The organism is Enterobacter sp. PL_is514 (genome assembly GCF_055816715.1).
The window spans coordinates 43,189-67,573 of sequence record NZ_JBVPGN010000024.1; the positions used below are offsets into that span (position 1 = coordinate 43,189).

Annotated in this window: 23 protein-coding genes; 17 read left to right on the forward strand and 6 right to left on the reverse strand. The window is 57.6% G+C overall.

Features of this window, described 5'->3' with window-relative positions:
- Nucleotides 1-14 precede the first annotated feature (14 nt).
- From dapF to corA, 7 genes are all read left to right on the forward strand, one after another.
- Nucleotides 15-839, forward strand: coding sequence for a diaminopimelate epimerase (gene dapF, locus AC0TNG_RS01890; RefSeq protein WP_024907981.1), 825 nt, complete (start codon nt 15-17; stop codon nt 837-839).
- On the forward strand, nt 836-1,543 hold the full coding sequence (locus AC0TNG_RS01895; RefSeq protein WP_048989630.1) for a DUF484 domain-containing protein: 708 nt from the start codon (nt 836-838) through the stop codon (nt 1,541-1,543). Before dapF ends, AC0TNG_RS01895 begins: the two co-directional genes overlap by 4 nt.
- Nucleotides 1,540-2,442: a tyrosine recombinase XerC gene (xerC, locus tag AC0TNG_RS01900; protein ID WP_024907983.1), complete on the forward strand. Its 903-nt coding sequence runs from the start codon at nt 1,540-1,542 to the stop codon at nt 2,440-2,442. Before AC0TNG_RS01895 ends, xerC begins: the two co-directional genes overlap by 4 nt.
- Complete coding sequence (yigB, locus tag AC0TNG_RS01905) at nt 2,442-3,158, forward strand: 5-amino-6-(5-phospho-D-ribitylamino)uracil phosphatase YigB (protein ID WP_473712424.1); 717 nt, start codon at nt 2,442-2,444, stop codon at nt 3,156-3,158. The genes xerC and yigB overlap by 1 nt, the downstream gene beginning before the upstream one ends.
- 76 nt (nt 3,159-3,234) lie before the next feature.
- Nucleotides 3,235-5,397 (forward strand): DNA helicase II, encoded by a 2,163-nt coding sequence (uvrD, locus tag AC0TNG_RS01910; RefSeq protein WP_032646073.1) that lies wholly within the window; start codon nt 3,235-3,237, stop codon nt 5,395-5,397.
- Nucleotides 5,398-5,546: 149 nt separating this feature from the next.
- Nucleotides 5,547-5,603 (forward strand): YsgD/CorL family protein, encoded by a 57-nt coding sequence (gene ysgD, locus AC0TNG_RS01915; protein WP_212743980.1) that lies wholly within the window; start codon nt 5,547-5,549, stop codon nt 5,601-5,603.
- A gap of 150 nt (nt 5,604-5,753) precedes the next feature.
- Nucleotides 5,754-6,704, forward strand: coding sequence for a magnesium/cobalt transporter CorA (corA, locus tag AC0TNG_RS01920; protein WP_008501540.1), 951 nt, complete (start codon nt 5,754-5,756; stop codon nt 6,702-6,704).
- Nucleotides 6,705-6,787: 83 nt separating this feature from the next.
- On the opposite strand, the gene rarD is transcribed toward corA, so the two are convergent.
- Both rarD and yigI read right to left on the reverse strand, forming a co-directional pair.
- Nucleotides 6,788-7,684, reverse strand: coding sequence for an EamA family transporter RarD (rarD, locus tag AC0TNG_RS01925; RefSeq protein ID WP_008501539.1), 897 nt, complete (start codon nt 7,682-7,684; stop codon nt 6,788-6,790).
- Nucleotides 7,685-7,735: 51 nt separating this feature from the next.
- Nucleotides 7,736-8,203 carry an acyl-CoA thioesterase YigI gene (yigI, locus tag AC0TNG_RS01930; RefSeq protein ID WP_008501538.1) on the reverse strand — a complete coding sequence of 156 codons (468 nt, stop codon included), beginning with the start codon at nt 8,201-8,203 and terminating at the stop codon, nt 7,736-7,738.
- Nucleotides 8,204-8,366: 163 nt separating this feature from the next.
- Between yigI and pldA the strand changes: the two genes are divergently transcribed.
- The 3 genes from pldA to rhtC all read left to right on the forward strand — a co-directional run bounded on the left by pldA (nt 8,367) and on the right by rhtC (nt 11,838).
- Nucleotides 8,367-9,236: a phospholipase A gene (pldA, locus tag AC0TNG_RS01935; RefSeq protein WP_008501537.1), complete on the forward strand. Its 870-nt coding sequence runs from the start codon at nt 8,367-8,369 to the stop codon at nt 9,234-9,236.
- A 90-nt stretch (nt 9,237-9,326) separates the two neighbouring features.
- The gene (gene recQ / locus AC0TNG_RS01940) at nt 9,327-11,156 is read left to right on the forward strand and encodes an ATP-dependent DNA helicase RecQ (RefSeq protein WP_473712425.1); all 1,830 of its coding nucleotides are present in this window, start codon (nt 9,327-9,329) and stop codon (nt 11,154-11,156) included.
- 61 nt (nt 11,157-11,217) lie between these two features.
- The gene (gene rhtC / locus AC0TNG_RS01945; RefSeq protein WP_024907989.1) at nt 11,218-11,838 is read left to right on the forward strand and encodes a threonine export protein RhtC; all 621 of its coding nucleotides are present in this window, start codon (nt 11,218-11,220) and stop codon (nt 11,836-11,838) included.
- Here rhtC and rhtB read toward each other — a convergent pair.
- Nucleotides 11,835-12,455: a homoserine/homoserine lactone efflux protein gene (rhtB, locus tag AC0TNG_RS01950; protein WP_008501533.1), complete on the reverse strand. Its 621-nt coding sequence runs from the start codon at nt 12,453-12,455 to the stop codon at nt 11,835-11,837. The genes rhtC and rhtB overlap by 4 nt on opposite strands.
- A 109-nt stretch (nt 12,456-12,564) precedes the next feature.
- On the opposite strand from rhtB, the gene pldB reads away from it, so the two are divergent.
- From pldB to AC0TNG_RS01965, 3 genes are all read left to right on the forward strand, one after another.
- Nucleotides 12,565-13,557: a lysophospholipase L2 gene (pldB, locus tag AC0TNG_RS01955; RefSeq protein WP_024907990.1), complete on the forward strand. Its 993-nt coding sequence runs from the start codon at nt 12,565-12,567 to the stop codon at nt 13,555-13,557.
- 31 nt (nt 13,558-13,588) lie between these two features.
- A complete protein-coding gene (gene yigL, locus AC0TNG_RS01960; protein WP_024907991.1) occupies nt 13,589-14,389 on the forward strand; it encodes a sugar/pyridoxal phosphate phosphatase YigL in 801 nt (266 codons plus the stop codon).
- A gap of 82 nt (nt 14,390-14,471) precedes the next feature.
- Nucleotides 14,472-15,371, forward strand: coding sequence for a carboxylate/amino acid/amine transporter (locus tag AC0TNG_RS01965; protein ID WP_473712426.1), 900 nt, complete (start codon nt 14,472-14,474; stop codon nt 15,369-15,371).
- Here the strand turns inward: AC0TNG_RS01965 and metR are convergent.
- On the reverse strand, nt 15,259-16,212 hold the full coding sequence (gene metR, locus AC0TNG_RS01970) for an HTH-type transcriptional regulator MetR (RefSeq protein ID WP_025757533.1): 954 nt from the start codon (nt 16,210-16,212) through the stop codon (nt 15,259-15,261). The genes AC0TNG_RS01965 and metR overlap by 113 nt on opposite strands.
- 115 nt (nt 16,213-16,327) lie before the next feature.
- Between metR and metE the strand changes: the two genes are divergently transcribed.
- Nucleotides 16,328-18,589: a 5-methyltetrahydropteroyltriglutamate--homocysteine S-methyltransferase gene (gene metE, locus AC0TNG_RS01975; protein WP_473712427.1), complete on the forward strand. Its 2,262-nt coding sequence runs from the start codon at nt 16,328-16,330 to the stop codon at nt 18,587-18,589.
- Between the two features lie 48 nt (nt 18,590-18,637).
- Here the strand turns inward: metE and AC0TNG_RS01980 are convergent, their stop codons facing one another.
- Both AC0TNG_RS01980 and AC0TNG_RS01985 read right to left on the reverse strand, forming a co-directional pair.
- A complete protein-coding gene (locus AC0TNG_RS01980) occupies nt 18,638-20,101 on the reverse strand; it encodes a family 1 glycosylhydrolase (RefSeq protein ID WP_248166404.1) in 1,464 nt (487 codons plus the stop codon).
- A gap of 38 nt (nt 20,102-20,139) precedes the next feature.
- A complete protein-coding gene (locus tag AC0TNG_RS01985) occupies nt 20,140-20,946 on the reverse strand; it encodes a dienelactone hydrolase family protein (protein WP_090420951.1) in 807 nt (268 codons plus the stop codon).
- Between the two features lie 255 nt (nt 20,947-21,201).
- Here AC0TNG_RS01985 and udp point away from each other — a divergent pair, with 255 nt between their 5' ends.
- The 3 genes from udp to ubiE all read left to right on the forward strand — a co-directional run bounded on the left by udp (nt 21,202) and on the right by ubiE (nt 24,383).
- The gene (gene udp / locus AC0TNG_RS01990) at nt 21,202-21,963 is read left to right on the forward strand and encodes a uridine phosphorylase (RefSeq protein WP_003860792.1); all 762 of its coding nucleotides are present in this window, start codon (nt 21,202-21,204) and stop codon (nt 21,961-21,963) included.
- Nucleotides 21,964-22,103: 140 nt separating this feature from the next.
- A complete protein-coding gene (gene rmuC / locus AC0TNG_RS01995; RefSeq protein ID WP_473712428.1) occupies nt 22,104-23,561 on the forward strand; it encodes a DNA recombination protein RmuC in 1,458 nt (485 codons plus the stop codon).
- Between the two features lie 66 nt (nt 23,562-23,627).
- Complete coding sequence (ubiE, locus tag AC0TNG_RS02000) at nt 23,628-24,383, forward strand: bifunctional demethylmenaquinone methyltransferase/2-methoxy-6-polyprenyl-1,4-benzoquinol methylase UbiE (protein WP_023309612.1); 756 nt, start codon at nt 23,628-23,630, stop codon at nt 24,381-24,383.
- Nucleotides 24,384-24,385: the final 2 nt, after the last annotated feature.

Sequence of the window (24,385 nt, forward strand, 5' to 3'; positions counted from 1 at the left end):
CAATGGAGCAAATGATGCAGTTCTCTAAAATGCATGGCCTTGGCAACGATTTTATGGTCGTCGACGCGGTAACGCAGAATGTGTTTTTCTCCCCGGAACTGATCCGTCGCCTGGCGGATCGGCATCTGGGCGTGGGGTTCGATCAGCTGCTGGTGGTTGAGCCGCCGTACGACCCCGACCTCGATTTCCACTACCGTATTTTTAACGCGGACGGCAGCGAAGTTAACCAGTGCGGCAACGGCGCGCGCTGTTTTGCCCGCTTTGTCCGTCTGAAAGGGCTGACCAACAAGCGTGATATTCGCGTCAGCACGGCCAATGGTCGCATGGTGCTCAGCGTCACCGATGATGAACTGGTGCGCGTGAACATGGGCGAGCCTAACTTCGAGCCCTCCGTCGTGCCGTTTCGCGCAAACAAAGCGGAAAAGACCTATATTATGCGTGCGGCCGAGCAGACAGTATTGTGCGGCGTCGTCTCAATGGGTAACCCACACTGCGTGATTCAGGTTGATGATGTGCAAACCGCCGCGGTCGAAACGCTCGGCCCGGTGCTGGAAAGCCACGAACGTTTCCCGGAGCGCGCGAACATCGGTTTTATGCAGGTGGTGAAGCGCGAGCACATTCGCCTGCGGGTTTACGAGCGCGGCGCGGGTGAGACTCAGGCCTGCGGAAGCGGTGCCTGTGCGGCGGTGGCCGTGGGCATCTCCCAGGGGTTACTGGCAGAAGAGGTTCGCGTGGAATTACCGGGCGGTCGGCTTGATATCGCCTGGAAAGGACCGGGTCATCCACTGTATATGACTGGCCCGGCGGCACATGTCTATGACGGGTTTATCCATCTATGAAACAACCAGGGGAAGAACTGCAGGAAACAGTGACGGAACTGGACGACAGAGCTGTTGTTGATTATCTGCTGCGCAATCCTGAGTTTTTTATTCGCAATGCACGCGTTGTCGAAGAGATGCGCGTGCCGCATCCGGTTCGCGGGACCGTGTCGCTGGTGGAATGGCATATGGCGCGCGCGCGCAACCATATCAACCAGCTTGAAGAGAACATGACGCTGCTGATGGAGCAGGCCAGCACCAACGAAAGCCTGTTCTATCGTCTGCTGCATCTGCAGGCGCGTCTGGCGTCGGCGCACAGTCTTGACGAGTTCCTCAGCCGCTTCCACCGCTGGGCTCGGGAGCTGGGGCTAGCAGGCGCAACGATTCGCCTGTTCCCTGACCGCTGGCGCATTGGCGCGCCGTCGGGGTTTACTCATCTGGCACTGAGCCGTCAGGCGTTTGAACCGCTGCGCATTCAGCGTCTGGGCCATGAGCACCACTATCTGGGGCCGCTTAATGGACCTGAGCTGCTGGTGGTGTTGCCGGAGGCCAAAGCGATTGGCTCGGTGGCGATGTCGCTGATGGGGCGCGACGGCGATCTGGGGGTCATGTTATTTACCAGCCGCGACGCGCATCACTATGAGCAGGGGCAAGCCACGCACCTGCTGCAGGAGATCGCCCTGATGCTGCCTGAGCTGCTGGAGCGCTGGATTGAGCGCGTATGACGGACGGACTGCTCGCCACTGACGTCTCGCGCTTTCTGCGCTATCTCGGCGTGGAGCGTCAGCTTAGCCCCATTACGCTGCTTAACTATCAGCGTCAGCTTGATGCCATCATGCAGATCGCCGACGAAATCGGCCTGAAAAGCTGGCAACAATGTGATGCTGCGACGGTACGCGGGTTTGTTGTGCGTAGCCGTAAAAAAAACCTCAGCCCGGCGAGCCTGGCGCTCAGGCTCTCAGCGCTGCGCAGCTTCTTCGACTGGCTGGTCAGCCAGGGGGGCTTAAAAGCCAACCCGGCAAAAGGGATCGCCACGCCGAAGGCGCCGCGCCATCTGCCTAAAAATATTGACGTTGACGACGTAAACCGCCTGCTGGATATCGATCTGAACGATCCGCTGGCCGTGCGCGACCGCGCGATGCTGGAGGTGATGTACGGTGCCGGGCTGCGTCTGTCTGAACTCGTCAACCTTGATCTCAAGCATCTCGATCTGGAATCGGGTGAAGTGTGGGTAATGGGTAAGGGCAGCAAAGAGCGCCGCCTGCCGATTGGCCGCAATGCGGTCTCCTGGATTGAGCACTGGCTTGACCTGCGCGGGCTGTTTGGCTCCGACGAAGATGCGCTGTTCCTGTCGAAACTCGGCAAGCGGATCTCGGCGCGTAACGTGCAGAAGCGCTTTGCGGAGTGGGGCATTAAGCAGGGTCTAAACAGCCACGTGCATCCGCACAAGCTGCGCCACTCCTTTGCAACACATATGCTTGAGTCGAGCGGCGATCTGCGCGGCGTGCAGGAGCTCCTCGGGCACGCAAATCTGTCTACCACTCAAATCTATACCCACTTAGACTTCCAGCACCTTGCCTCGGTGTATGACGCGGCGCATCCACGCGCCAAACGGGGGAAATAATGCGTTTTTACCGCCCACTCGGTCAGATCTCAGCTCTGACGTTTGACCTTGATGACACCCTTTATGACAACCGCGAGGTGATCCTGCGTACCGAGCAGGAGTCGCTGGCGTTCGTGCAGAACTACCATCCCGCGCTGAAGGCGATACAGAACAAGGATTTCCAGAAGCTGCGCCAGTCCCTGCGGGAGACCGAGCCGGACATTTACCACGACGTGACCGAATGGCGTCGTCGCGCGGTTGAGCAGGCGATGCTTAACGTGGGTCTGAGCGCGCAGGACGCCGCCATTGGGGCGGAAGCGGCCATGGAAAACTTCGCCAAATGGCGCAGCCGTATCGACGTGCCGCAGGAAACCCACGACACGCTGGCGAAGCTTGCCGAAAAGTGGCCGCTGGTGGCCATCACCAACGGCAATGCCCAGCCGGAGCTGTTTGGCCTGAGTGATTATTTTGAGTTCGTGCTGCGTGCGGGTCCTCACGGGCGCGCGAAGCCGTTCAGTGACATGTACCATCTGGCGGCAGATAAGCTTAAGCTGCCGCTGGGTGAGATCCTGCACGTGGGGGATGACCTGACCACAGACGTGGCTGGCGCTATCCGCTGCGGCATGCAGGCCTGCTGGATCAAGCCGGAAAACGCTGACCTGATGATCGCCTCCGATAGCCGTCTTCTGCCGCACGTGGAAATTTCGCGGTTGGCATCCCTCACGACGCTGATATAATCATCAATTGTTCTGTATAAATTAACAGGGTTTTGGCGAATGCTATTCGCCTGCCCGACATGACGTGACGGTGCCAATGGACGTTTCTTACCTGCTCGACAGCCTTAATGACAAACAGCGTGACGCGGTTGCCGCCTCGCGCACCAACCTGCTGGTGCTGGCTGGGGCGGGCAGTGGTAAGACGCGCGTGCTGGTTCACCGTATCGCCTGGCTGCAGAGCGTGGAGAACTGCTCGCCGTACTCCATCATGGCGGTGACGTTCACCAACAAGGCGGCGGCGGAGATGCGCCACCGTATCGCCCAGCTGATGGGCACCAGCCAGGGCGGCATGTGGGTCGGTACCTTCCACGGCCTGGCGCACCGCCTGCTGCGTGCGCACCACATGGACGCCAACCTGCCGCAGGATTTTCAGATCCTCGACAGCGAAGACCAGCTCCGTCTGCTGAAGCGCCTGATCAAGGCGATGAACCTCGACGAGAAGCAGTGGCCGCCGCGTCAGGCGATGTGGTACATCAACGGTCAGAAAGACGAGGGGCTGCGCCCGCACCACATTCAGAGCTTCGGCAACCCGGTCGAGCAGACCTGGCAGAACGTCTACAAGGCCTATCAGGAAGCGTGCGATCGCGCCGGCCTGGTGGATTTTGCCGAGCTGCTGCTGCGCGCCCACGAGCTGTGGCTCAACAAGCCGCACATCCTGCAGCACTACCGTGAACGCTTCACCAATATCCTGGTGGATGAATTCCAGGATACCAACAACATCCAGTACGCGTGGATCCGCCTGCTGGCCGGTGATACTGGCAAGGTGATGATCGTGGGCGATGATGACCAGTCGATCTACGGCTGGCGCGGGGCGCAGGTGGAGAACATCCAGCGCTTCCTCAACGATTTCCCCGGCGCGGAAACTATCCGTCTGGAGCAGAACTACCGCTCAACCAGCAACATTCTGAGCGCGGCCAACGCCCTGATTGAGAACAACAACGGGCGTCTGGGTAAAAAGCTGTGGACCGACGGCGTCGACGGCGAACCGATTTCGATTTACTGCGCGTTTAACGAACTCGACGAAGCGCGCTTCGTGGTCAACCGCATCAAAACCTGGCAGGACAACGGCGGCGCGCTGGAGCAGTGCGCCATTCTTTACCGCAGCAACGCCCAGTCGCGCGTGCTGGAAGAGGCGCTGCTGCAGGTGAGCATGCCGTACCGCATTTACGGCGGCATGCGCTTCTTCGAACGTCAGGAAATTAAAGATGCGCTCTCGTATCTGCGTCTGATTGCCAACCGTAACGACGACGCGGCGTTTGAACGCGTGGTGAACACACCAACCCGCGGGATTGGCGACCGTACGCTGGACGTGGTGCGTCAGGCCTCGCGCGACCGCCAGCTGACGCTGTGGCAGGCGTGCCGCGAGCTGCTGCAGGAAAAGGCCCTTGCCGGACGCGCGGCCAGCGCTCTACAGCGCTTCCTTGAGCTGATTGACGCCCTGGCGCAGGAAACCGCCGACATGCCGCTGCACGTGCAGACCGACCGGGTGATTAAAGACTCCGGCCTGCGCACCATGTACGAGCAGGAAAAAGGCGAGAAGGGCCAGACCCGTATTGAGAACTTAGAGGAACTGGTCACGGCAACGCGCCAGTTCAGCTACAACGAAGAAGACGAAGACCTGATGCCGCTGCAGGCGTTCCTCTCACACGCCGCGCTGGAAGCGGGCGAAGGGCAGGCGGACACCTGGCAGGATGCGGTTCAGCTGATGACCCTGCACTCCGCCAAAGGTCTGGAGTTCCCGCAGGTGTTCATCGTTGGCATGGAAGAGGGGATGTTCCCGAGCCAGATGTCGCTGGATGAGGGCGGGCGTCTGGAAGAGGAGCGTCGTCTGGCCTACGTGGGTGTGACGCGCGCGATGCAAAAGCTAACGCTGACCTACGCCGAAACCCGCCGTCTGTACGGTAAAGAGGTCTACCACCGTCCGTCGCGCTTTATCGGTGAACTGCCGGAAGAGTGCGTGGAGGAGGTGCGTCTGCGGGCAAGCATCAGCCGTCCGGTCAGCCATCAGCGCATGGGCTCGCCGATTGCGGAAACCGATACCGGCTACAAGCTGGGCCAGCGCGTGCGCCATTCGAAGTTTGGCGAAGGTACCATTGTGAATCTGGAAGGCAGCGGCGAGCATAGCCGCCTGCAGGTGGCGTTCCAGGGGCAGGGGATCAAATGGCTGGTGGCGGCCTACGCGAAGCTGGAAACAGTCTAACATTCAGAAAAATATCATTATTTTGCAATAATCTGCTAGCCTTATACAGTGAAGGTCAATTAATGCCCTTCAGCGTTCCGTTGCGTGTTGACGCCGCAGTTATAGCTGGCGTAACATGCGCGCACGATTACGCTAAGAGGACATTCGCCTTGGACACACCCAGTAGATACTGGCTCAATTCCCTGTCATCCAGGAACAACTCCTAAGGCTATCTCCTCTTGCTGATGGCCTTAGTGGTTGTCAGCGACTGCTCTATTCCCGTCGCGCTGAGTCAGGCTGTTTAATGGTCTGAAACCCAATTTGTTTCTGTGTGCCCACCGAACTGTCCGATATTTTTTGCATTGGGAGTCCCGGTCATGTTGAGCGCATTTCAACTCGAAAATAACCGACTGACTCGGCTTGAAGCCGAAGAGTCACAGCCCCTCATTGATGCCGTATGGGTGGATCTGGTCGAGCCGGACGACGATGAGCGCCTTCGCGTACAATCTGAGCTGGGGCAAAGCCTGGCAACCCGCCCGGAACTGGAAGACATCGAAGCATCCGCCCGTTTTTTTGAAGATGAAGACGGTCTGCACATTCACTCCTTCTTCTTCTTTGAAGATGCGGAAGACCACGCGGGTAACTCCACCGTGGCGTTTACCATTCGCGACGGCCGTCTGTTTACCCTGCGCGAGCGTGAGCTACCGGCATTCCGTCTCTACCGCATGCGCGCCCGCAGCCAGGCGATGGTAGACGGCAACGCGTACGAACTGCTGCTCGATCTGTTCGAGACCAAAATTGAACAGCTGGCGGACGAAATTGAAAACATCTACAGCGATCTGGAAAAGCTGAGCCGCGTGATCATGGAAGGCCATCAGGGCGACGAATATGACGAAGCGTTGTCCACGCTGGCAGAGCTGGAAGATATCGGCTGGAAGGTGCGCTTGTGTCTGATGGATACCCAGCGCGCGCTGAACTTCCTGGTGCGCAAGGCGCGTCTGCCGGGCGGTCAGCTGGAGCAGGCGCGTGAGATCTTACGAGATATCGAATCCCTGCTGCCGCACAACGAATCCCTGTTCCAGAAGGTCAACTTCCTGATGCAGGCGGCAATGGGCTTTATCAACATCGAGCAGAACCGCATCATCAAGATCTTCTCGGTGGTTTCCGTGGTGTTCCTGCCGCCGACGCTGGTGGCATCCAGCTACGGGATGAACTTCGAGTTTATGCCGGAGCTGAAGTGGAGCTTTGGTTACCCGGGGGCGATTATCTTTATGATCCTCGCGGGGCTGGCGCCGTATCTCTATTTCAAACGCCGGAACTGGCTGTAAAAAACTGGCGGGTGGCGCTGCGCTTACCCGCCCTACGATCGAATTCCCTCTCCCTGTGGGAGAGGGTTAGGGTGAGGGCAACATCACAGCCCTTTGCGCCCCCTGCGCTGGGTATAAATCGCATCCGCAACAAAGATCGCCAATGCCACCCAGATAAAGGCGAACGTCACCATCTTATCCGCACCCGGCACTTCGCCGTAAAACACCACTGCCAGCAGGAACATCAGCGTCGGGCCAATGTACTGGAAGAAGCCCAGCGTGGAGAGACGCAGGCGCGTCGCTGCACCGGTGAAGCACAGCAGTGGAATGGTGGTTACCACGCCCGCCGCCATCAGCATCAGGTTCAGCGACCACGGATTGCTGCCCATGTGGCTGGTTGGGCTGTCGGCGATGCCGAAGAGATAAATCGCCGCCACCGGCAGCAGCCACAGGGTTTCAAACAGCATCCCCGTCTGCGCTTCCACCGCAATCTTCTTACGCACCAGGCCGTAGAAGGCAAAGCTGAACGCCAGACCGAGGGCGATAATTGGCAGCGAGCCGAACGTCCACAGCTGCACCAGCACGCCGCAGAAGGCCAGAATCACCGCCACCCACTGCATCCGGCGGAAGCGCTCACCGAGGAAAATCATCCCCAGCACGATGTTCACCAGCGGGTTAATGAAGTACCCCAGGCTCGCTTCGAGCATGTGATGGTTATTCACTGCCCAGATAAACAGCAGCCAGTTACCGCCAATCAGCACGGCAGAGAGCGCCAGCAGGAAGATCTTCTTCGGGGTCTGCAGCAGCGTTTTGACGCCCGACCACTGACGGCTGAGGCTCATCAGCGCAATCATAAAGAAAAACGACCAGATGACGCGGTGAGTGAGGATCTCATCAGCCGGAACGTAGGCGATTAGCTTGAAGTACGCCGGGGCGATACCCCAAATAAAATAAGCGGCAAGGGCGAGTAAAACGCCCTGCCGCGTCTGTTTAGCATCCATCGGGAAAATCCGTTACAAAAAAGTGAATCAATTTTACCCGATTTTGCCGCCTCAACCCACCATATAAGTGGCGGTTGCGCTGGCGATATAAACCTGTTCTTCGTTGTGTAATTCCACGCGCGCCACGGCAACTTTATTCCCGGCGCGCAGCAGGCTGCTGGTACAGGTGAAGCGGTTTCCGCGCCCCGGGCGAAGATAGTCGACGCGCAAATCAATGGTGCCCATGCGCGCCAGACGCTGGCGAAGTTCGTCTTCGTTGATGGTGTCATGGCGGGTCAGCGTACTTCCCACGCAGACCAGACCTGCCGCCACGTCCAGCGCGGAGGCAATCACACCGCCGTGCAAAATACTTTGCGCCCAGTTACCCACCATCATCGGCTGGTTGTTGAAGCTCAACTGGGCAAAGTCTTTCTCGTAACGCTCCAGCTCCAGTCCCAGCGCACGGTTAAACGGCATATGGTAAACAAATATCTCGCCCACGAGTTTTAACACTTCTTCGGCGGTAAGCATGGCTGACATGAGGCATCACATCCTTATTGTTAACGAAATGTTGATTTTATGCCTCAGCAACAAGGAATGCTACTTTCAGAAACGAGGATGCAGCAGTTGTCTCAGAAGTCTGTAGAATGTTCGCCACATAACTATTCAGGTAATTTTACTCTTTTGCAGGAGAACACCACCGATGCGGACGTATCTGGCCTGGTTACTGGCGGCGATTTCGCTGCCCCTCACAGCCTATGCGCAGGAAGCGACAATTAAAGAGGTGCATGATAAGCCTGCCGTGCACGGTAGCATTATCGCGAACCTTCTTCAGGAGCATGACAATCCGTTCACGCTCTATCCGTACGACACCAACTACGTGATTTACACCCAGACCAGCGACCTCAACAAAGAGGCGATAAGCTCCTATAACTGGTCTGATAATGCGCGTAAAGATGAGGTGAAGTTCCAGCTCAGCCTCGCGTTCCCGTTCTGGCGCGGCATTCTGGGGCCGAACTCGGTGCTCGGTGCGTCTTACACGCAGAAGTCCTGGTGGCAGCTCTCTAACAGCGGGGAATCCTCGCCGTTCCGCGAAACCAACTACGAGCCGCAGCTGTTCCTCGGCTTCGCAACGGATTATGAATTCGCCGGCTGGACGCTGCGTGACGTCGAAGTGGGCTTTAACCATGATTCTAACGGACGTTCCGATCCGACATCCCGTAGCTGGAACCGCGCCTATACGCGCCTGATGGCGCAGAACGGTAACTGGATGGTGGAGGTGAAGCCGTGGTATGTGGTCGGCAGCACTGATGACAACCCGGACATCACCAAATACATGGGCTACTACCAGCTCAAAGTCGGCTATCAGCTGGGCGATGCCGTACTGAGCGCGAAGGGGCAGTATAACTGGAATACCGGTTACGGCGGCGCGGAAGTGGGCTTAAGCTATCCTATGACGAAGCACGTTCGCATCTATACGCAGGTCTACAGCGGTTACGGCGAGTCGCTTATCGATTACAACTTCAACCAGACCCGCGTCGGCGTGGGCGTGATGCTGAACGATATTCTCTAGGTTGCTCGAATGTTTTTGCGTTAAACGTTGAAGTTTCTCTCTCAGGCGCTGAAAATAGCGCCTGTTTTATTTTTCGCATATGGGGTTAATGTGGCGCAGGCGGAAGTATTGAATCAGGAGTCGCTGGCTAAACAGGTTTTGCATGAAACCTTTGGCTACCAGCAGTTCCGCCCTGGCCAGGAAACCATCATTGAAACGGTGCTGCAAGGCCGTGACTGCCTGGTGGTGATGCCGACCGGCGGCGGTAAGTCCCTCTGTTATCAGGTGCCCGCGCTGGTGCTGAACGGCCTGACGGTCGTGGTATCCCCGCTCATTTCGCTAATGAAAGACCAGGTTGACCAGCTGCTCGCCAACGGCGTCGCGGCGGCCTGTCTGAACTCGACGCAAACCCGGGAGCAGCAGCAAGAGGTGATGGCCGGGTGCCGCACCGGGCAGATCCGCCTGCTGTATATCGCGCCGGAACGCCTGATGCTGGATAACTTCCTCGACCATCTCGCGCACTGGAATCCGGTTCTGCTGGCGGTGGATGAAGCGCACTGTATCTCCCAGTGGGGACACGATTTCCGCCCGGAATACGCCGCCCTCGGCCAGCTGCGTCAGCGCTTCCCCGAGCTGCCGTTTATGGCGCTTACCGCCACGGCGGATGACACCACGCGCCTGGATATCGTTCGCCTGCTGGGGCTGAACGACCCGTATATTCAGGTCAGCAGCTTTGACCGCCCGAACATCCGCTACATGCTGATGGAAAAATTCAAGCCGCTGGATCAGCTCCTGCGCTACGTCCAGGAGCAGCGCGGCAAGTCCGGCATCATCTACTGCAACAGCCGTGCGAAGGTCGAAGACACCGCCGCGCGTCTGCAAAACCGCGGCTTTAGCGCCGCCGCGTATCACGCCGGACTGGAGAACCACATCCGCGCCGACGTCCAGGAAAAATTCCAGCGCGACGACCTGCAAATCGTCGTCGCGACGGTGGCGTTCGGGATGGGGATCAACAAGCCCAACGTGCGCTTTGTGGTGCACTTCGACATTCCGCGCAATATCGAATCCTACTATCAGGAAACCGGTCGCGCCGGGCGTGACGGTCTGCCTGCAGAAGCGATGCTGTTTTACGATCCGGCCGATATGGCGTGGCTGCGTCGCTGTCTGGAAGAGAAGCCGCAGGGGCAGCTGCAGGATATCGAGCGCCACAAGCTCAACGCGATGGGCGCGTTTGCCGAAGCGCAAACCTGCCGTCGTCTGGTGCTGCTCAACTACTTTGGTGAAGGGCGGCAGGAGCCGTGCGGTAACTGCGATATCTGCCTGGATCCCCCAAAACAGTACGATGGCCTGATGGACGCGCGTAAGGCGCTCTCGACCATTTACCGCGTGAACCAGCGCTTCGGGATGGGCTACGTGGTGGAAGTGCTGCGCGGTGCCAACAATCAGCGTATCCGCGACATGGGCCACGACAAGCTGCCGGTCTACGGGATCGGTAAAGACCAGAGCCACGAGCACTGGGTGAGCATCATTCGTCAGCTGATCCATCTCGGCTTTGCCACGCAAAACATTGCCCAGCACTCCGCGCTTCAGCTGACCGAAGCGGCGCGTCCGGTATTGCGCGGTGACGTTGAGCTCAAGCTCGCCGTGCCGCGCGTCATCGCCCTGAAGCCACGCGTGATGCAGAAATCCTACGGCGGCAACTACGACCGCAAGCTGTTTGCCAAACTGCGCAAGCTGCGTAAAGCCATCGCCGATGAAGAGAACATCCCGCCTTACGTGGTGTTCAACGACGCGACCCTGATCGAGATGGCCGAGCAGATGCCGCTCAGCGCCAGCGAGATGCTCAGCGTCAACGGCGTGGGGACGCGCAAGCTGGAGCGCTTCGGTAAAGAGTTTATGGCGCTCATCCGCTCTCACGCCGATGGTGATGATGAGGAGTAGTCAGCCGGGCGAAAAAGTGCCAGGATGATGACTCACTGAATTATTTCCCCGCGAGTTAATTATGTTGATGCTATTTCTCACCGTGGCGTTAGTGCACATCGTTGCGCTGATGAGCCCGGGACCGGACTTTTTCTTCGTGTCGCAAACGGCCGTCAGTCGCTCCCGCAAAGAGGCGATGATGGGCGTGCTCGGTATCACCATGGGCGTTATGGTCTGGGCGGCCGTTGCGCTGCTCGGTCTGAACCTGATTCTGGCGAAAATGGCCTGGCTGCATAACATCATTATGGTCGGCGGCGGGCTGTACCTGTGCTGGATGGGCTACCAGATGCTGCGCGGGGCGCTGAAGAAAGAGCAGAAAAAACCGGAAGAGCCCAAGGTGGAGCTGGCAACGGGCGGCCGCAGCTTTGTAAAAGGGCTGCTGACCAATCTGGCGAACCCAAAAGCGATTATCTATTTCGGCTCGGTGTTCTCGCTGTTTGTCGGCGATAGCGTCGGTGCGGGCGCACGCTGGGGCATCTTCCTGCTGATCGTTGTTGAAACCTTTGCCTGGTTTACCATCGTGGCCAGCCTGTTCGCCTTACCGGCGATGCGCCGCGGCTACCAGCGTATCGCGAAGTGGATTGATGGCTTCGCCGGCGCGCTGTTCGCCGGCTTCGGCATTCATCTCATCATTTCTCGCTAAGCATGACGCGCTGACGCAAGCAGCGCGCCAACCAGCATAAACAGCGAGCCAAAGACTTTATTCAGGGCCTTCATCTGCTTGGGCCCTTTAATCCACGCCGCAATCCGCTGCGCCAGCGTCGCGTAACCAATCATCACGATGATATCGACGATAATGGTGGTCGCGCCCAGCACCACGTACTGCATCACCTGGGGTTGATGCGGCACGATAAACTGCGGGAACAGCGCGGCGAGGAATACGATGCTCTTCGGGTTGGTCAGGTTGACGAACACCGCGCGCTTAAACAGATGGCCGCGGTTTTGCGTCTGCGCGAGCGTATTCAGGTTGATGGAGCCTGCCGCGCGCCACTGCTGGATGCCGAGCCATATCAGATACGCCGCCCCGGCCCATTTCAGCACCTCAAAGGCCAGTACCGAGCGGGAGAACAGGGTCCCCAGACCAATCCCAACCAGCACGATATGAATGCCCAGCCCGGTTTGCAAACCGGCAATTGACGCTGCCGCACCGCGATAGCCGTGGTTGATGGAGGTGGTCATGGTGTTAATGGCACCCGAGCCCGGTGAAAGGCTAAGGATGATGGATGTCAGCAGGTAAGCGAACCACCACTCGAAGGTCATTTGAAACTCCCGAATCGTCTGTTTTTATGCCACAATACGCTATTGTTGAGTCATTTTGTGACCGGTTACGAAAAAACGATATTCCTTGGCTTAGGTGAGTAGAAACCCGATGTTTCAGCAGAAAAAGGACTGGGAAACACGAGAAAACGCATTTGCTGCTTTCTCCATGGGGCCGCTGACCGATTTCTGGCGCCAGCGTGAGGAAGATGAGTTTACGGGCGTCGGTGATATACCGGTACGCTTTGTGCGTTTTCACGATAAGAAAAATGACCGGGTCATTGTGGTCTGCCCCGGGCGTATCGAGAGCTACATCAAATACGCCGAACTGGCCTATGACCTGTTCCATCTGGGCTTCGATGTGTTGATTATCGATCACCGCGGGCAGGGGCTTTCTGGCCGCCTGCTATCTGATACGCATCGCGGCCACGTGGATAACTTCAGCGATTACGTCGACGATCTCGCCGCGTTCTGGCAGCAGGAGGTCGAGCCCGGCCCCTGGCGGAAGCGCTATATTCTGGCGCACTCGATGGGCGGTGCGATTTCAACGCTGTTTTTACAGCGCCACGCTCACCAGTGCGATGCCATTGCGCTCACCGCGCCGATGTATGGCATCGTCATGCGTTTTCCTGACTGGATGGTACGTCATATTCTTGACTGGGCTGAGGGCCATCAGCGCATTCGGGAAGGCTATGCCATCGGGACGGGACGCTGGCGGGCACTGCCGTTTGCGATGAACGTGCTGACCCACAGTCGCCAGCGGTATCGTCGTAACCTGCGTTTTTATGCCGATGAGCCGCGCCTGCGCGTGGGTGGACCGACCTACCACTGGGTGCGGGAAGGTATCCTTGCCGGTGAGCAGGTTCTGGCAGGTGTCGGCAATGACGATACACCAACACTCCTGATTCAGGCGGAAGAAGAGCGTGTGGTGGATAACCGCATGCATGACCGCTATTGTGAACTGCGCGCGGCCGCCGGTCACCCTTGTGAAGGGGGAAAACCGCTGGTCATTAACGGCGCGTACCATGAGATCCTTTTTGAAAAGGACGCTATGCGCTCAGTCGCGCTCAACGCCATTGTTGAATTTTTCAACAGGCATAATTGATTATTGTTTTCCACCAGAGGTTGAAATCCCTATGTACCAGGTTGTTGCATCTGATTTAGATGGCACGCTGCTTTCCCCTGACCACACCCTGTCGCCTTACGCGAAAGAGACCCTAAAGCTGCTGACGGCACGGGGCGTGAACTTTGTGTTTGCCACCGGCCGCCACCACGTCGACGTGGGGCAGATCCGCGATAATCTTGAGATCAAATCGTACATGATCACCTCCAACGGTGCGCGCGTGCATGATACCGACGGCAACCTGATCTTCACCCACAACCTGGATCGCGATATTGCCGCCGATCTGTTTGGCGTGGTGCACAATAATCCGGCTATCGTCACCAACGTTTATCGTGACGACGACTGGTTCATGAACCGCCACCGCCCGGATGAAATGCGTTTCTTCAAAGAAGCGGTATTTAACTACTCCCTGTACGAGCCGGGTCTGCTGGAGCCGGAGGGGATCAGTAAGGTGTTCTTCACCTGCGACAGTCACGAAGAACTGCTCCCGCTGGAGCAGGCAATCAACGCCCGCTGGGGCGATCGCGTCAATGTGAGCTTCTCAACCCTGACCTGTCTGGAAGTGATGGCGGGTGGCGTCTCCAAAGGCCACGCGCTGGAAGCCGTCGCGAAACGTCTGGGCTTCGAGCTGAAAGACTGTATCGCCTTTGGTGACGGCATGAACGATGCCGAAATGCTGTCGATGGCAGGCAAGGGCTGCATTATGGAGAATGCGCACCAGCGTCTGAAAGATTTGCACCCGGAGCTGGAAGTGATCGGCACCAACGCAGACAATGCGGTACCGAAATACCTGCGCAAACTGTTCCTTGAATAATCTTCATTTGGTTGTTTATTGCTCAGATGTCAACTAAAGAGTTCGCTACAATGCCTCTCCTTCTTTCTGAGAGACAAGCATTGTGGCGCTACTCATTATCACCACTATCCTTTGGGCCTTCTCCTTTAGCCTGATTGGCGAATACCTTGCCGGTTCGGTCGACAGCTACTTCTCGGTGCTGATGCGCGTGGGGCTGGCGGCGCTGGTATTCCTGCCGTTTCTGCGTACGCGCGGGCAATCGCTGAAAACGATTGTGCTGTACATGCTGGTGGGGGCGATGCAGCTCGGCATCATGTACCTGTTCAGCTTCCGGGCTTACGTCTATCTGTCCGTCTCGGAATTCCTGCTCTTTACCGTGCTGACGCCGCTCTACATCACGCTGATATACGATCTGCTGAGTAAACGCCGCCTGCGCTGGGGATACCTGCTGAGCGCGGCGCTGGCGGTGATTGGCGCGGCGATTATTCGCTACGACAAAGTCAGCGATCACTTCTGGACCGGACTGATGTTCGTCCAGCTCGCCAACATCAGTTTCGCCATCGGCATGGTGGGCTACAAGCGCCTGATGGAAACCCGCCCGATGCCGCAGCATAACGCGTTCGCCTGGTTTTATATGGGTGCCGCGATTGTCGCAGTGGCGGCGTGGTTTATGCTCGGTAACCCGCACAAGCTGCCGACCACCGCCGTGCAGTGGGGCGTGCTTATCTGGCTGGGCGTCGTGGCTTCCGGGTTGGGGTACTTCATGTGGAACTACGGCGCGACACAGGTCGACGCCGGTACGCTTGGGATCATGAACAACGTGCATGTCCCGGCTGGGTTGTTGGTCAACCTCGCCATCTGGCAGCAACAGCCGCACTGGCCGAGCTTCCTTATTGGGGGAACGGTGATCCTGGCTTCGCTGTGGGTCCATCGCCGCTGGGTCGCTCCGCGCTCCGCACAAACGGAAGATGGTCGCACGCGTGGTTCCGCGCTGAGCGAATAAACGCCTCCGTAATCGGCTGACGCTGCTCGCCATCGCGCACGGCGGCGTACAGTCGACTCCACAGTCCTTCACCCAGGGTTTTGGTCACCACCAGCCCCTGGCGTTCAAAGCTCTCTACCACCCAGTGCGGCAGCGCCGCGATACCCATTCTGGCCGCCACCATCTGAATCAACAGCAGGGTGTTATCCACGCTTTTCAGCTGCGGACTGATGCCCGCGGGCTGCAGGAAGTGGCGCCAGATATCCAGACGACTACGCTGAACCGGGTAAATCAGCAGCGTTTCCGTCGCCAGGTCTTCCGGCGTGATGCGCGTTTTCGCCGCCAGCGGATGATCCGGTGCCAGCACCAGGCGTACTTCATAATCAAACATCGGCGAATAGTGCAGGCCGCTGCGCGGCAGGATGTCAGAGGTCATCACCAGGTCCAGCTCGCCCTGCTGCAGCGACGGCTGCGGATCAAAGGTCACGCCGGATTTGAAATCCATCTCCACCTGCGGCCACTTCTGGCGGAAGTTCTCAAGCGCGGGGGTCAGCCACTGAATACAGCTGTGGCACTCAATGGCGATACGCAGCGTGGTTTGTTGCGGTTCGTTACACGCCTGCAGCGCGCTGGCGATTTGCGGCAGGACCTGATTCGCCAGCTGCAACAGAATCTCACCTTGCGGCGTAAAGCGCAGGGGCTGGCTCTTACGCACAAAAAGACGGAAGCCGAGGCGTTGTTCCAGATCGCTGAACTGGTGAGAAAGGGCGGACTGGGTCTGGTGCAGCGTGGCAGCTGCAGCCGCGAGCGAGCCGCAGTTCCGCAACGCTTGTAGCGTTTTCAGGTGTTTTATCTCGATCATGAAAGTCCTTCACTTCGCCATGAACATATTGCGCTTGAGGAATATACAGTACCTGCCAATTATAGATGTGTAAACATCTGGACGTCTAAATAACGAATTTCACAAGGGGCACACCATGACAATCCGCAATCACACACTCGGTTTCCCTCGCGTTGGCCTGCGTCGCGAGCTGAAAAAAGCGCAAGAAAGCTACTGGGCGGGGAACGCCACCCGTGAAGAACTGCTGGCGGTGGGACGCGAGCTGCGCGCCCGTCACTGGGATCAGCAAAAACAGGCGGGCATTGACCTGCTGCCGGTGGGCGATTTCGCCTGGTACGACCATGTTCTGACGACCAGCCTGCTGCTTGGCAACGTGCCGGCTCGTCATCAGAACAAAGATGGATCGGTAGATATCGATACCCTGTTCCGCATCGGCCGTGGCCGTGCGCCAACGGGTGAGCCAGCGGCAGCGGCGGAAATGACTAAATGGTTTAACACTAACTATCACTATATGGTGCCGGAGTTCGTAAAAGGTCAGCAGTTCAGGCTGACCTGGACGCAGCTTCTGGATGAAGTGGACGAAGCGCTGGCGCTGGGCCATCAGGTGAAACCGGTTCTGCTCGGGCCGGTAACGTACCTGTGGCTGGGTAAAGTAAAAGGCGAGCCGTTTGACCGACTCAGCCTGCTGAAGGACATTCTGCCGGTCTACAAACAGGTGCTGATTGAGCTGGGCAAACGCGGCATTCAGTGGGTGCAAATCGACGAGCCGGCGCTGGTGCTCGAACTGCCCAAGGTTTGGCTCGATGCCTTCAAACCGGCGTATGACGCGCTGGCGGGGCAAGTAAAGCTGCTGCTGACCACCTATTTTGAGGGCGTTACGCCGAACCTTAACACCATTACCGCGTTGTCGGTTCAGGGTCTGCACGTTGACCTCGTACACGGTAAAGACGATGTCGCGGAGCTGCACAAGCGCCTGCCTGTGGACTGGCTGCTCTCCGCCGGGCTGATTAACGGTCGTAACGTCTGGCGTGCCGATCTCACCGGGAAATACGCTCAAATAAAAGACATCGTCGGCAAACGTGAGCTGTGGGTGGCTTCGTCCTGCTCCCTGCTGCACAGCCCGATCGATCTGAGCGTGGAAACCCGCCTGGATGCCGAGGTGAAAAGCTGGTTTGCCTTCGCGCTGCAAAAATGCGAAGAGCTGACGCTGCTGCGCGATGCGCTGAACAGCGGCGACACGGCGGCGATCGCCGAATGGAGCGCACCGATCCAGGCGCGTCGTCACTCGGCGCGCGTGCACAACCCGGCGGTGGAAAAACGTCTGGCGGCCATCACCGCCCAGGACAGCCAGCGTCAGAGCCCGTATGAAGTCCGCGCTGAAGCGCAGCGTGCCCGCTTCAACCTGCCTGCGTGGCCGACCACCACCATCGGTTCCTTCCCCCAAACCACCGAAATCCGTGGCCTGCGTCTGGACTTCAAAAAGGGCAATCTGGATGCGAATCACTACCGCACCGGTATCGCCGAACACATCAAGCAGGCGATTATCGAGCAGGAACGTCTGGGTCTGGACGTGCTGGTGCACGGTGAGGCCGAGCGTAACGACATGGTGGAATACTTCGGTGAGCATCTCGACGGCTTCGTGTTTACCCAAAACGGCTGGGTGCAGAGCTATGGCTCCCGCTGCGTGAAGCCACCGGTGGTTATCGGTGACGTCAGCCGCCCGGAAGCGATCACCGTGGAGTGGGCGAAATACGCGCAGTCCCTCACGGACAAGCCGGTGAAAGGCATGCTCACTGGTCCGGTGACCATTCTTTGCTGGTCTTTCCCGCGTGAAGACGTGACCCGTGAAACCATCGCCAAACAGATTGCCCTGGCACTGCGGGATGAAGTGGCGGATCTGGAAGCCGCAGGCATTGGTATTATTCAGATTGACGAACCGGCCCTGCGCGAAGGTCTGCCGCTGCGCCGCCGCGACTGGGATGCCTACCTGCAGTGGGGTGTGGAAGCGTTCCGCATCAACGCCGCGGTGGCGAAGGACGACACCCAGATCCACACCCACATGTGTTACTGCGAATTTAACGACATCATGGATTCGATTGCCGCGCTGGACGCCGACGTGATCACCATTGAGACGTCGCGCTCAGACATGGAGCTGCTGGAGTCGTTCGAAGAGTTCGAGTACCCGAACGAAATCGGGCCGGGCGTGTACGACATTCACTCCCCGAACGTGCCGAGCGTGGAGTGGATTGAAGCCCTGCTGAAAAAAGCGGCCCAGCGCATTCCGGCTGAGCGCCTGTGGGTGAATCCGGACTGCGGCCTGAAAACCCGCGGCTGGCCGGAAACCCGCGCCGCGCTGGCGAACATGGTGAAGGCAGCACAGAATTTGCGTCAGGCATAATTGTGACGCGTGATGGCCGGGCGTCTGCCCGACCTGAAATGCGCATGCTTAGTTCAGATCTGCGCCGTTGCTGGCAATCACTTTTTGGTACCACCAGAAGGAGTCTTTTTTCAGCCGTTTCAACGTACCGTTGCCTTCATCGTCCTGATCGACATAGATAAAACCGTAGCGTTTGGACATCTGCGAGGTGCCCGCACTAATGATGTCGATACAGCCCCACGTGGTGAACCCCATCACCTCCACGCCTTCATTAATCGCGGCCAGCGTTTGCGCGAAATGCGCGCGGAAATAGTCGATTCGATAGCTATCGTGGATCTTGCCGTTTTCGACCACATCCTTCGCGCCCAGACCGTTTTCAACGATAAACAGCGGCTTCCGGTAACGGTCATACAGCTCCAGCAGCGAGATTTTCAACCCAAGCGGATCAATCTGCCATCCCCATTCTGACGCAGGCAGATACGGGTTTTTCACACCGAGAACGGTATTCCCGGGAATGCGTTCGGCGTCAGGCTGCGTGGATTCGGTCATCGACATGTAATAGCTGAAGGAGACGAAATCGACGGTATGCGCCTTTAAAATACGCCGATCGTCAGGGTGCATTTCAATATGGATATTTCGTCGTTCCAGATCGCGCAGGATCAGCGGGGGATAGTCGCCAAATACCTGCACGTCGGCATAAAAATAGTTTTCCAGGTTTTTCTTCAGCGTGGCTTCAACGTCTTCCGGACGGCAGCTGTGCGGATAGGTCGTCAGTTTCGTCAGCATGCACCCGACCTGGCTGCCCGGAATTTTGGCGTGGCAGTCGCGCGTGACCAGTGCAGACGCGACAAACTGATGGTGCAGACCCTGATAGATATCCTGTTTCGCGTTGCCCGGTGCGCTTTTCTCTTCGCGAATGCCCGCGGTCGTAAAGGGATGGCGGTGAATACTGTCTATTTCATTGAAGGTTAGCCAGTAACGCACCAGCTCTTTGTAGCGGTCGAAACAAACATTGCTGAAGCGAACGAAGGCATCGACCACATTACGATGCACCCAGCCGTTATATTTTTCGCTCAGCGCCAGCGGCATTTCGTAGTGGGAAAGGGTGACCAGCGGCTCGATGTTATGACGACGCAGCTCGCGGAACAGTTCTTCATAAAACTGCAGCCCGGCCTCGTTTGGCGCGGCGTCCTCTCCGGTCGGGAAAATACGCGACCAGGCAATGGATACGCGCAGCACCTTAAAACCCATCTCAGCAAACAGCGCGACGTCGTCTTTATAGTGGTGATAAAAATCGATGCCGCGGCGTTTCGGGTACAGCGCATCATTTTTACCTTCAAACGCGTCGCGGATATTCTCGTCCGTCAGGGCCATATGGCCGCTGTAATCTTTCACGGAGAGGTTGGGTTTCCAGGCGACAGCGTCGGCAACGGACGGCCCTTTACCGTCCACGTTCCATGCGCCTTCGGCCTGGTTGGCGGCAATCGCGCCGCCCCATAAAAAACCGTGTGGAAACGCGAGGGAATAGTCCATAACACGTACTCCTTATGCGTCATGATGATGGGAAAGGCTTACCCTTTTTTACCACCGTACTGACGGAACCACGTAAGCATCCGCTGCCATCCATCTTTCGCCGATTCAGCGTGATAGCTCGGACGATAGTCGGCGTTAAACGCATGCCCGGCATCCGGGTAAACTACAATCTCCGCCTTCGCATTTGCCGCGCGGAGCGCATGGCGCATGGTTTCTACCGAATCCAGCGAAATACCGGTGTCCTGACCGCCGTAAAGCCCTAACACGGGGGCATTCAACTCGGTGGCGATATCAACCGGATGTTTCGGTGAATTCAGCGTTTTTTCACCCACCAGTTTGCCGTACCAGGCGACAGCGGCTTTGAGCTGCGGGTTATGCGCGGCATACAGCCAGCTAATGCGTCCGCCCCAGCAGAAACCGGTGAGCAGCAGACGATGGGGATCGCCCCCGTTGCGCGCCGCCCAACTGGCGACGTGGTCGAGGTCGGCCAGCACCTGCGCGTCCGGGACTTTGCTGACCAGGTTGCTGAGCAAGGTGGGAATATCGCTGTAGTCGTTCGGATCGCCCTGACGGAAGTAGAGCTCTGGCGCAACGGCCAGATAGCCTTCCAGCGCCAGCCGGCGGCAGAGGTCGCGAATGTGTTCGTGAACACCGAAAATTTCCTGAACCACGATCACGATGGGCAGCGGGCCGTCTGCCGATTTTGGTCGTGCGTGGTAAGCAGGCATGTTCTCTCCCTGCGTGGGAATGGAGGTCTCACCCGCGGTGATGGCATCTTCAGACGTTGAGACGATGGTTGAGGCATGCGGGGCCGCAGCAGGTGCAAAACCGGTTTTTTCAGTCATGGCATTCTCCGTACCAATCAGTTAGCGCAAAGGTAAATATAGACACCAGGTTAACAACTCACAGTGCCTTAAACGGTCTATCTTTTGTGCAGCACCTGACGATATAACTTGTTAATGTGATGTAAATCACTTTTTAATGGAAATTCGATGCAATCATTTTCATTCATGGTGAGATGCGTCACGAAATTATGCTTACTGCTTCTGTAAAGTACCGTTTTACTTCTTCTGACTAACCGACCCACAGAGGAGTCACCTATGTCTAAGTCTGATGTTTTTCATCTCGGCCTCACTAAAAACGATTTACAAGGGGCTACGCTCGCTATCGTCCCTGGCGATCCAGAGCGTGTGGAAAAGATCGCCGCGCTGATGGATAAGCCGGTTAAGCTGGCAGCCCATCGTGAATTCACCACCTGGCGCGCAGAGCTGGATGGCAAAGCGGTGATCGTGTGCTCTACCGGTATCGGTGGTCCGTCTACGTCTATTGCTGTTGAAGAGCTGGCGCAACTGGGCATTCGTACTTTCCTGCGTATCGGTACCACCGGCGCTATCCAGCCGCACATCAACGTCGGCGACGTGCTGGTCACGACCGCGTCCGTCCGTCTGGACGGTGCAAGCCTGCACTTTGCACCGATGGAATTCCCGGCAGTGGCGGATTTCGAGTGCACCACCGCGCTGGTTGAAGCCGCAAAATCTGTGGGTGCCACCACCCACGTGGGCGTAACCGCCTCTTCCGACACCTTCTACCCGGGCCAGGAGCGTTACGACACCTTCTCTGGCCGCGTGGTAAGCCGCTTCAAAGGCTCCATGGAAGAGTGGCAGTCAATGGGTGTGATGAACTACGAAATGGAATCCGCCACGCTGCTGACCATGTGCGCAAGCCAGGGTCTGCGTGCCGGTATGGTGGCGGGCGTTATCGTCAACCGTACCCAGCAGGAGATCCCGAACGCCGAAACCATGAAGCAGACCGAAAGCCATGCAGTGAAAATCGTGGTCGAAGCCGCGCGTCGCCTGATCTAGTCCCCTCCTTTCGAAATCAAAGGCCGACACGTTCGGCCTTTATTTTTTGCGTAGCGCCTCGCAGGAAAACCCTTTCAAACTGGACGTTTATACAGCACAATCTTATTTTGTGCGGGTAATACGTTGATGCAGGGGGCATTGTGGATATCTCAGTCCTGATTTATGCGGTGATTGCGCTGGTGGGCGTGGCGATAGGCTGGCTCATTTCCAGCTATCAGCATGCACAGCAGAAGGCCGATCAGCTGGCAGAGCGCGAAGAGATCGTCGCTGAATTAAGTGCGGCAAAGCAGCAGCTTGCCCTGAGTGACCACTGGCGCGACGAGTGCGAGCTGCTTAACAACGAGCTGCGCAATCTCCGTGATATCAACACCTCGCTGGAGGCCGATCTCCGCGAAGTGACCACCCGCCTTGAATCCACTCAGCTGCATGCGGAAGACAAAATCCGCCAGATGATCAACAGCGAGCAGCGCCTCAGCGAACAGTTTGAGAACCTCGCCAACCGTATTTTCGAGCACAGCAACCGTCGCGTTGATGAACAGAACCGCCAGAGCCTTAACAGCCTGCTGACGCCGCTGCGTGAACAACTGGACGGTTTTCGTCGTCAGGTGCAGGACAGTTTTGGTCAGGAAGCCCGCGAGCGGCACACCCTGGCGCATGAGATTCGCAATCTCCAGCAGCTGAATGCCCAGATGGCGCAGGAAGCGGTTAACCTGACCCGCGCGCTCAAAGGGGATAACAAAACCCAGGGCAACTGGGGAGAAGTGGTGCTGACCCGCGTACTGGAAGCCTCCGGCCTGCGGGAAGGATATGAATACGAAACGCAGGTGAGTATCGAAAACGACGCCCGCTCGCGCATGCAGCCGGATGTGATTGTGCGGCTGCCGCAGGGTAAAGATGTGGTGATTGACGCCAAAATGACCCTGGTGGCGTATGAGCGTTACTTCAACGCGGAGGATGACTACACCCGCGAATCGGCGCTGCAGGAGCACATTGCCTCCGTGCGTAACCACATTCGCCTGCTCGGCAGAAAAGACTATCAGCAGTTGCCGGGTCTTCGCTCGCTGGACTATGTCCTGATGTTTATTCCGGTAGAGCCCGCGTTTCTGCTGGCACTCGACAGGCAGCCTGAACTCATCACCGAAGCGCTCAAAAATAACATTATGCTGGTCAGCCCTACCACGTTGCTGGTGGCGTTACGTACCATTGCGAACCTGTGGCGCTATGAACACCAGAGCCGCAACGCGCAGCAGATTGCCGATCATGCCAGCAAGCTGTACGACAAAATGCGCCTCTTCGTGGACGACATGTCCTCAGTCGGGCAGAGCCTGGATCGTGCGCAGGATAACTACCGCCAGGCGATGAAAAAACTCGCCTCGGGACGCGGCAATCTGCTGGCGCAGGCCGAATCATTCCGCAGCCTGGGGGTAGAGGTTAAACGCGAGATTAATCCGGAATTGGTGGAACAGGCCACCGCCCAGGACGACGAGTTTCGCCTGAGAGAAGGTGCGGACGAACAAAAGACAAACAGTGAAGACAATACGTTAGCGGTGGATTTATCACCAGACGAGACTCCAGCGCGTTTCTTTCGCGGTGGTTGAAACGTAGGGCAAACGCGCCCAATCTGTTACACTTCACGAACATTTTACTGATAAGCAGGCTCTGAGATGGCTGACGATTCACAAGACACAACGCACTTTGGCTTTCAGACTGTCGCCAAAGCGCAGAAAGCTGACATGGTGGCCCACGTATTTCATTCCGTGGCGGCGAAGTACGATGTAATGAATGACCTGATGTCGTTCGGCATTCATCGCTTGTGGAAGCGCTTCACCATTGACTGTAGCGGCGTGCGTCGCGGACAAACGGTGCTGGATTTAGCCGGCGGTACGGGCGATTTAACCGCGAAATTCTCTCGCCTGGTGGGCGAAACCGGGCGCGTTGTCCTCGCCGATATTAATGACTCCATGCTGAAAATGGGCCGCGAAAAGCTGCGTAACATCGGCGTGGTGGGGAATGTGGAATATGTTCAGGCAAACGCCGAAGCGCTGCCGTTCCCGGACAATACCTTTGACTGCATCACGATCTCCTTCGGTCTGCGTAACGTGACCGATAAAGAAAAGGCGCTGCGCTCCATGTACCGCGTGTTGAAACCGGGTGGACGCCTGCTGGTGCTCGAGTTCTCGAAACCGATCATTGAGCCGCTGAGCAAAGCCTACGACGCCTATTCCTTCCACGTGCTGCCGCGCATCGGTGAGCTGGTGGCGAATGATGCGGAAAGTTACCGCTATCTGGCGGAATCTATTCGTATGCACCCGGATCAGGACACCTTAAAAGCCATGATGCAGGATGCAGAATTTGAGAACGTTGAATATTTCAACCTGACGGCGGGTGTCGTCGCGCTGCATCGCGGTTACAAATTCTGAGT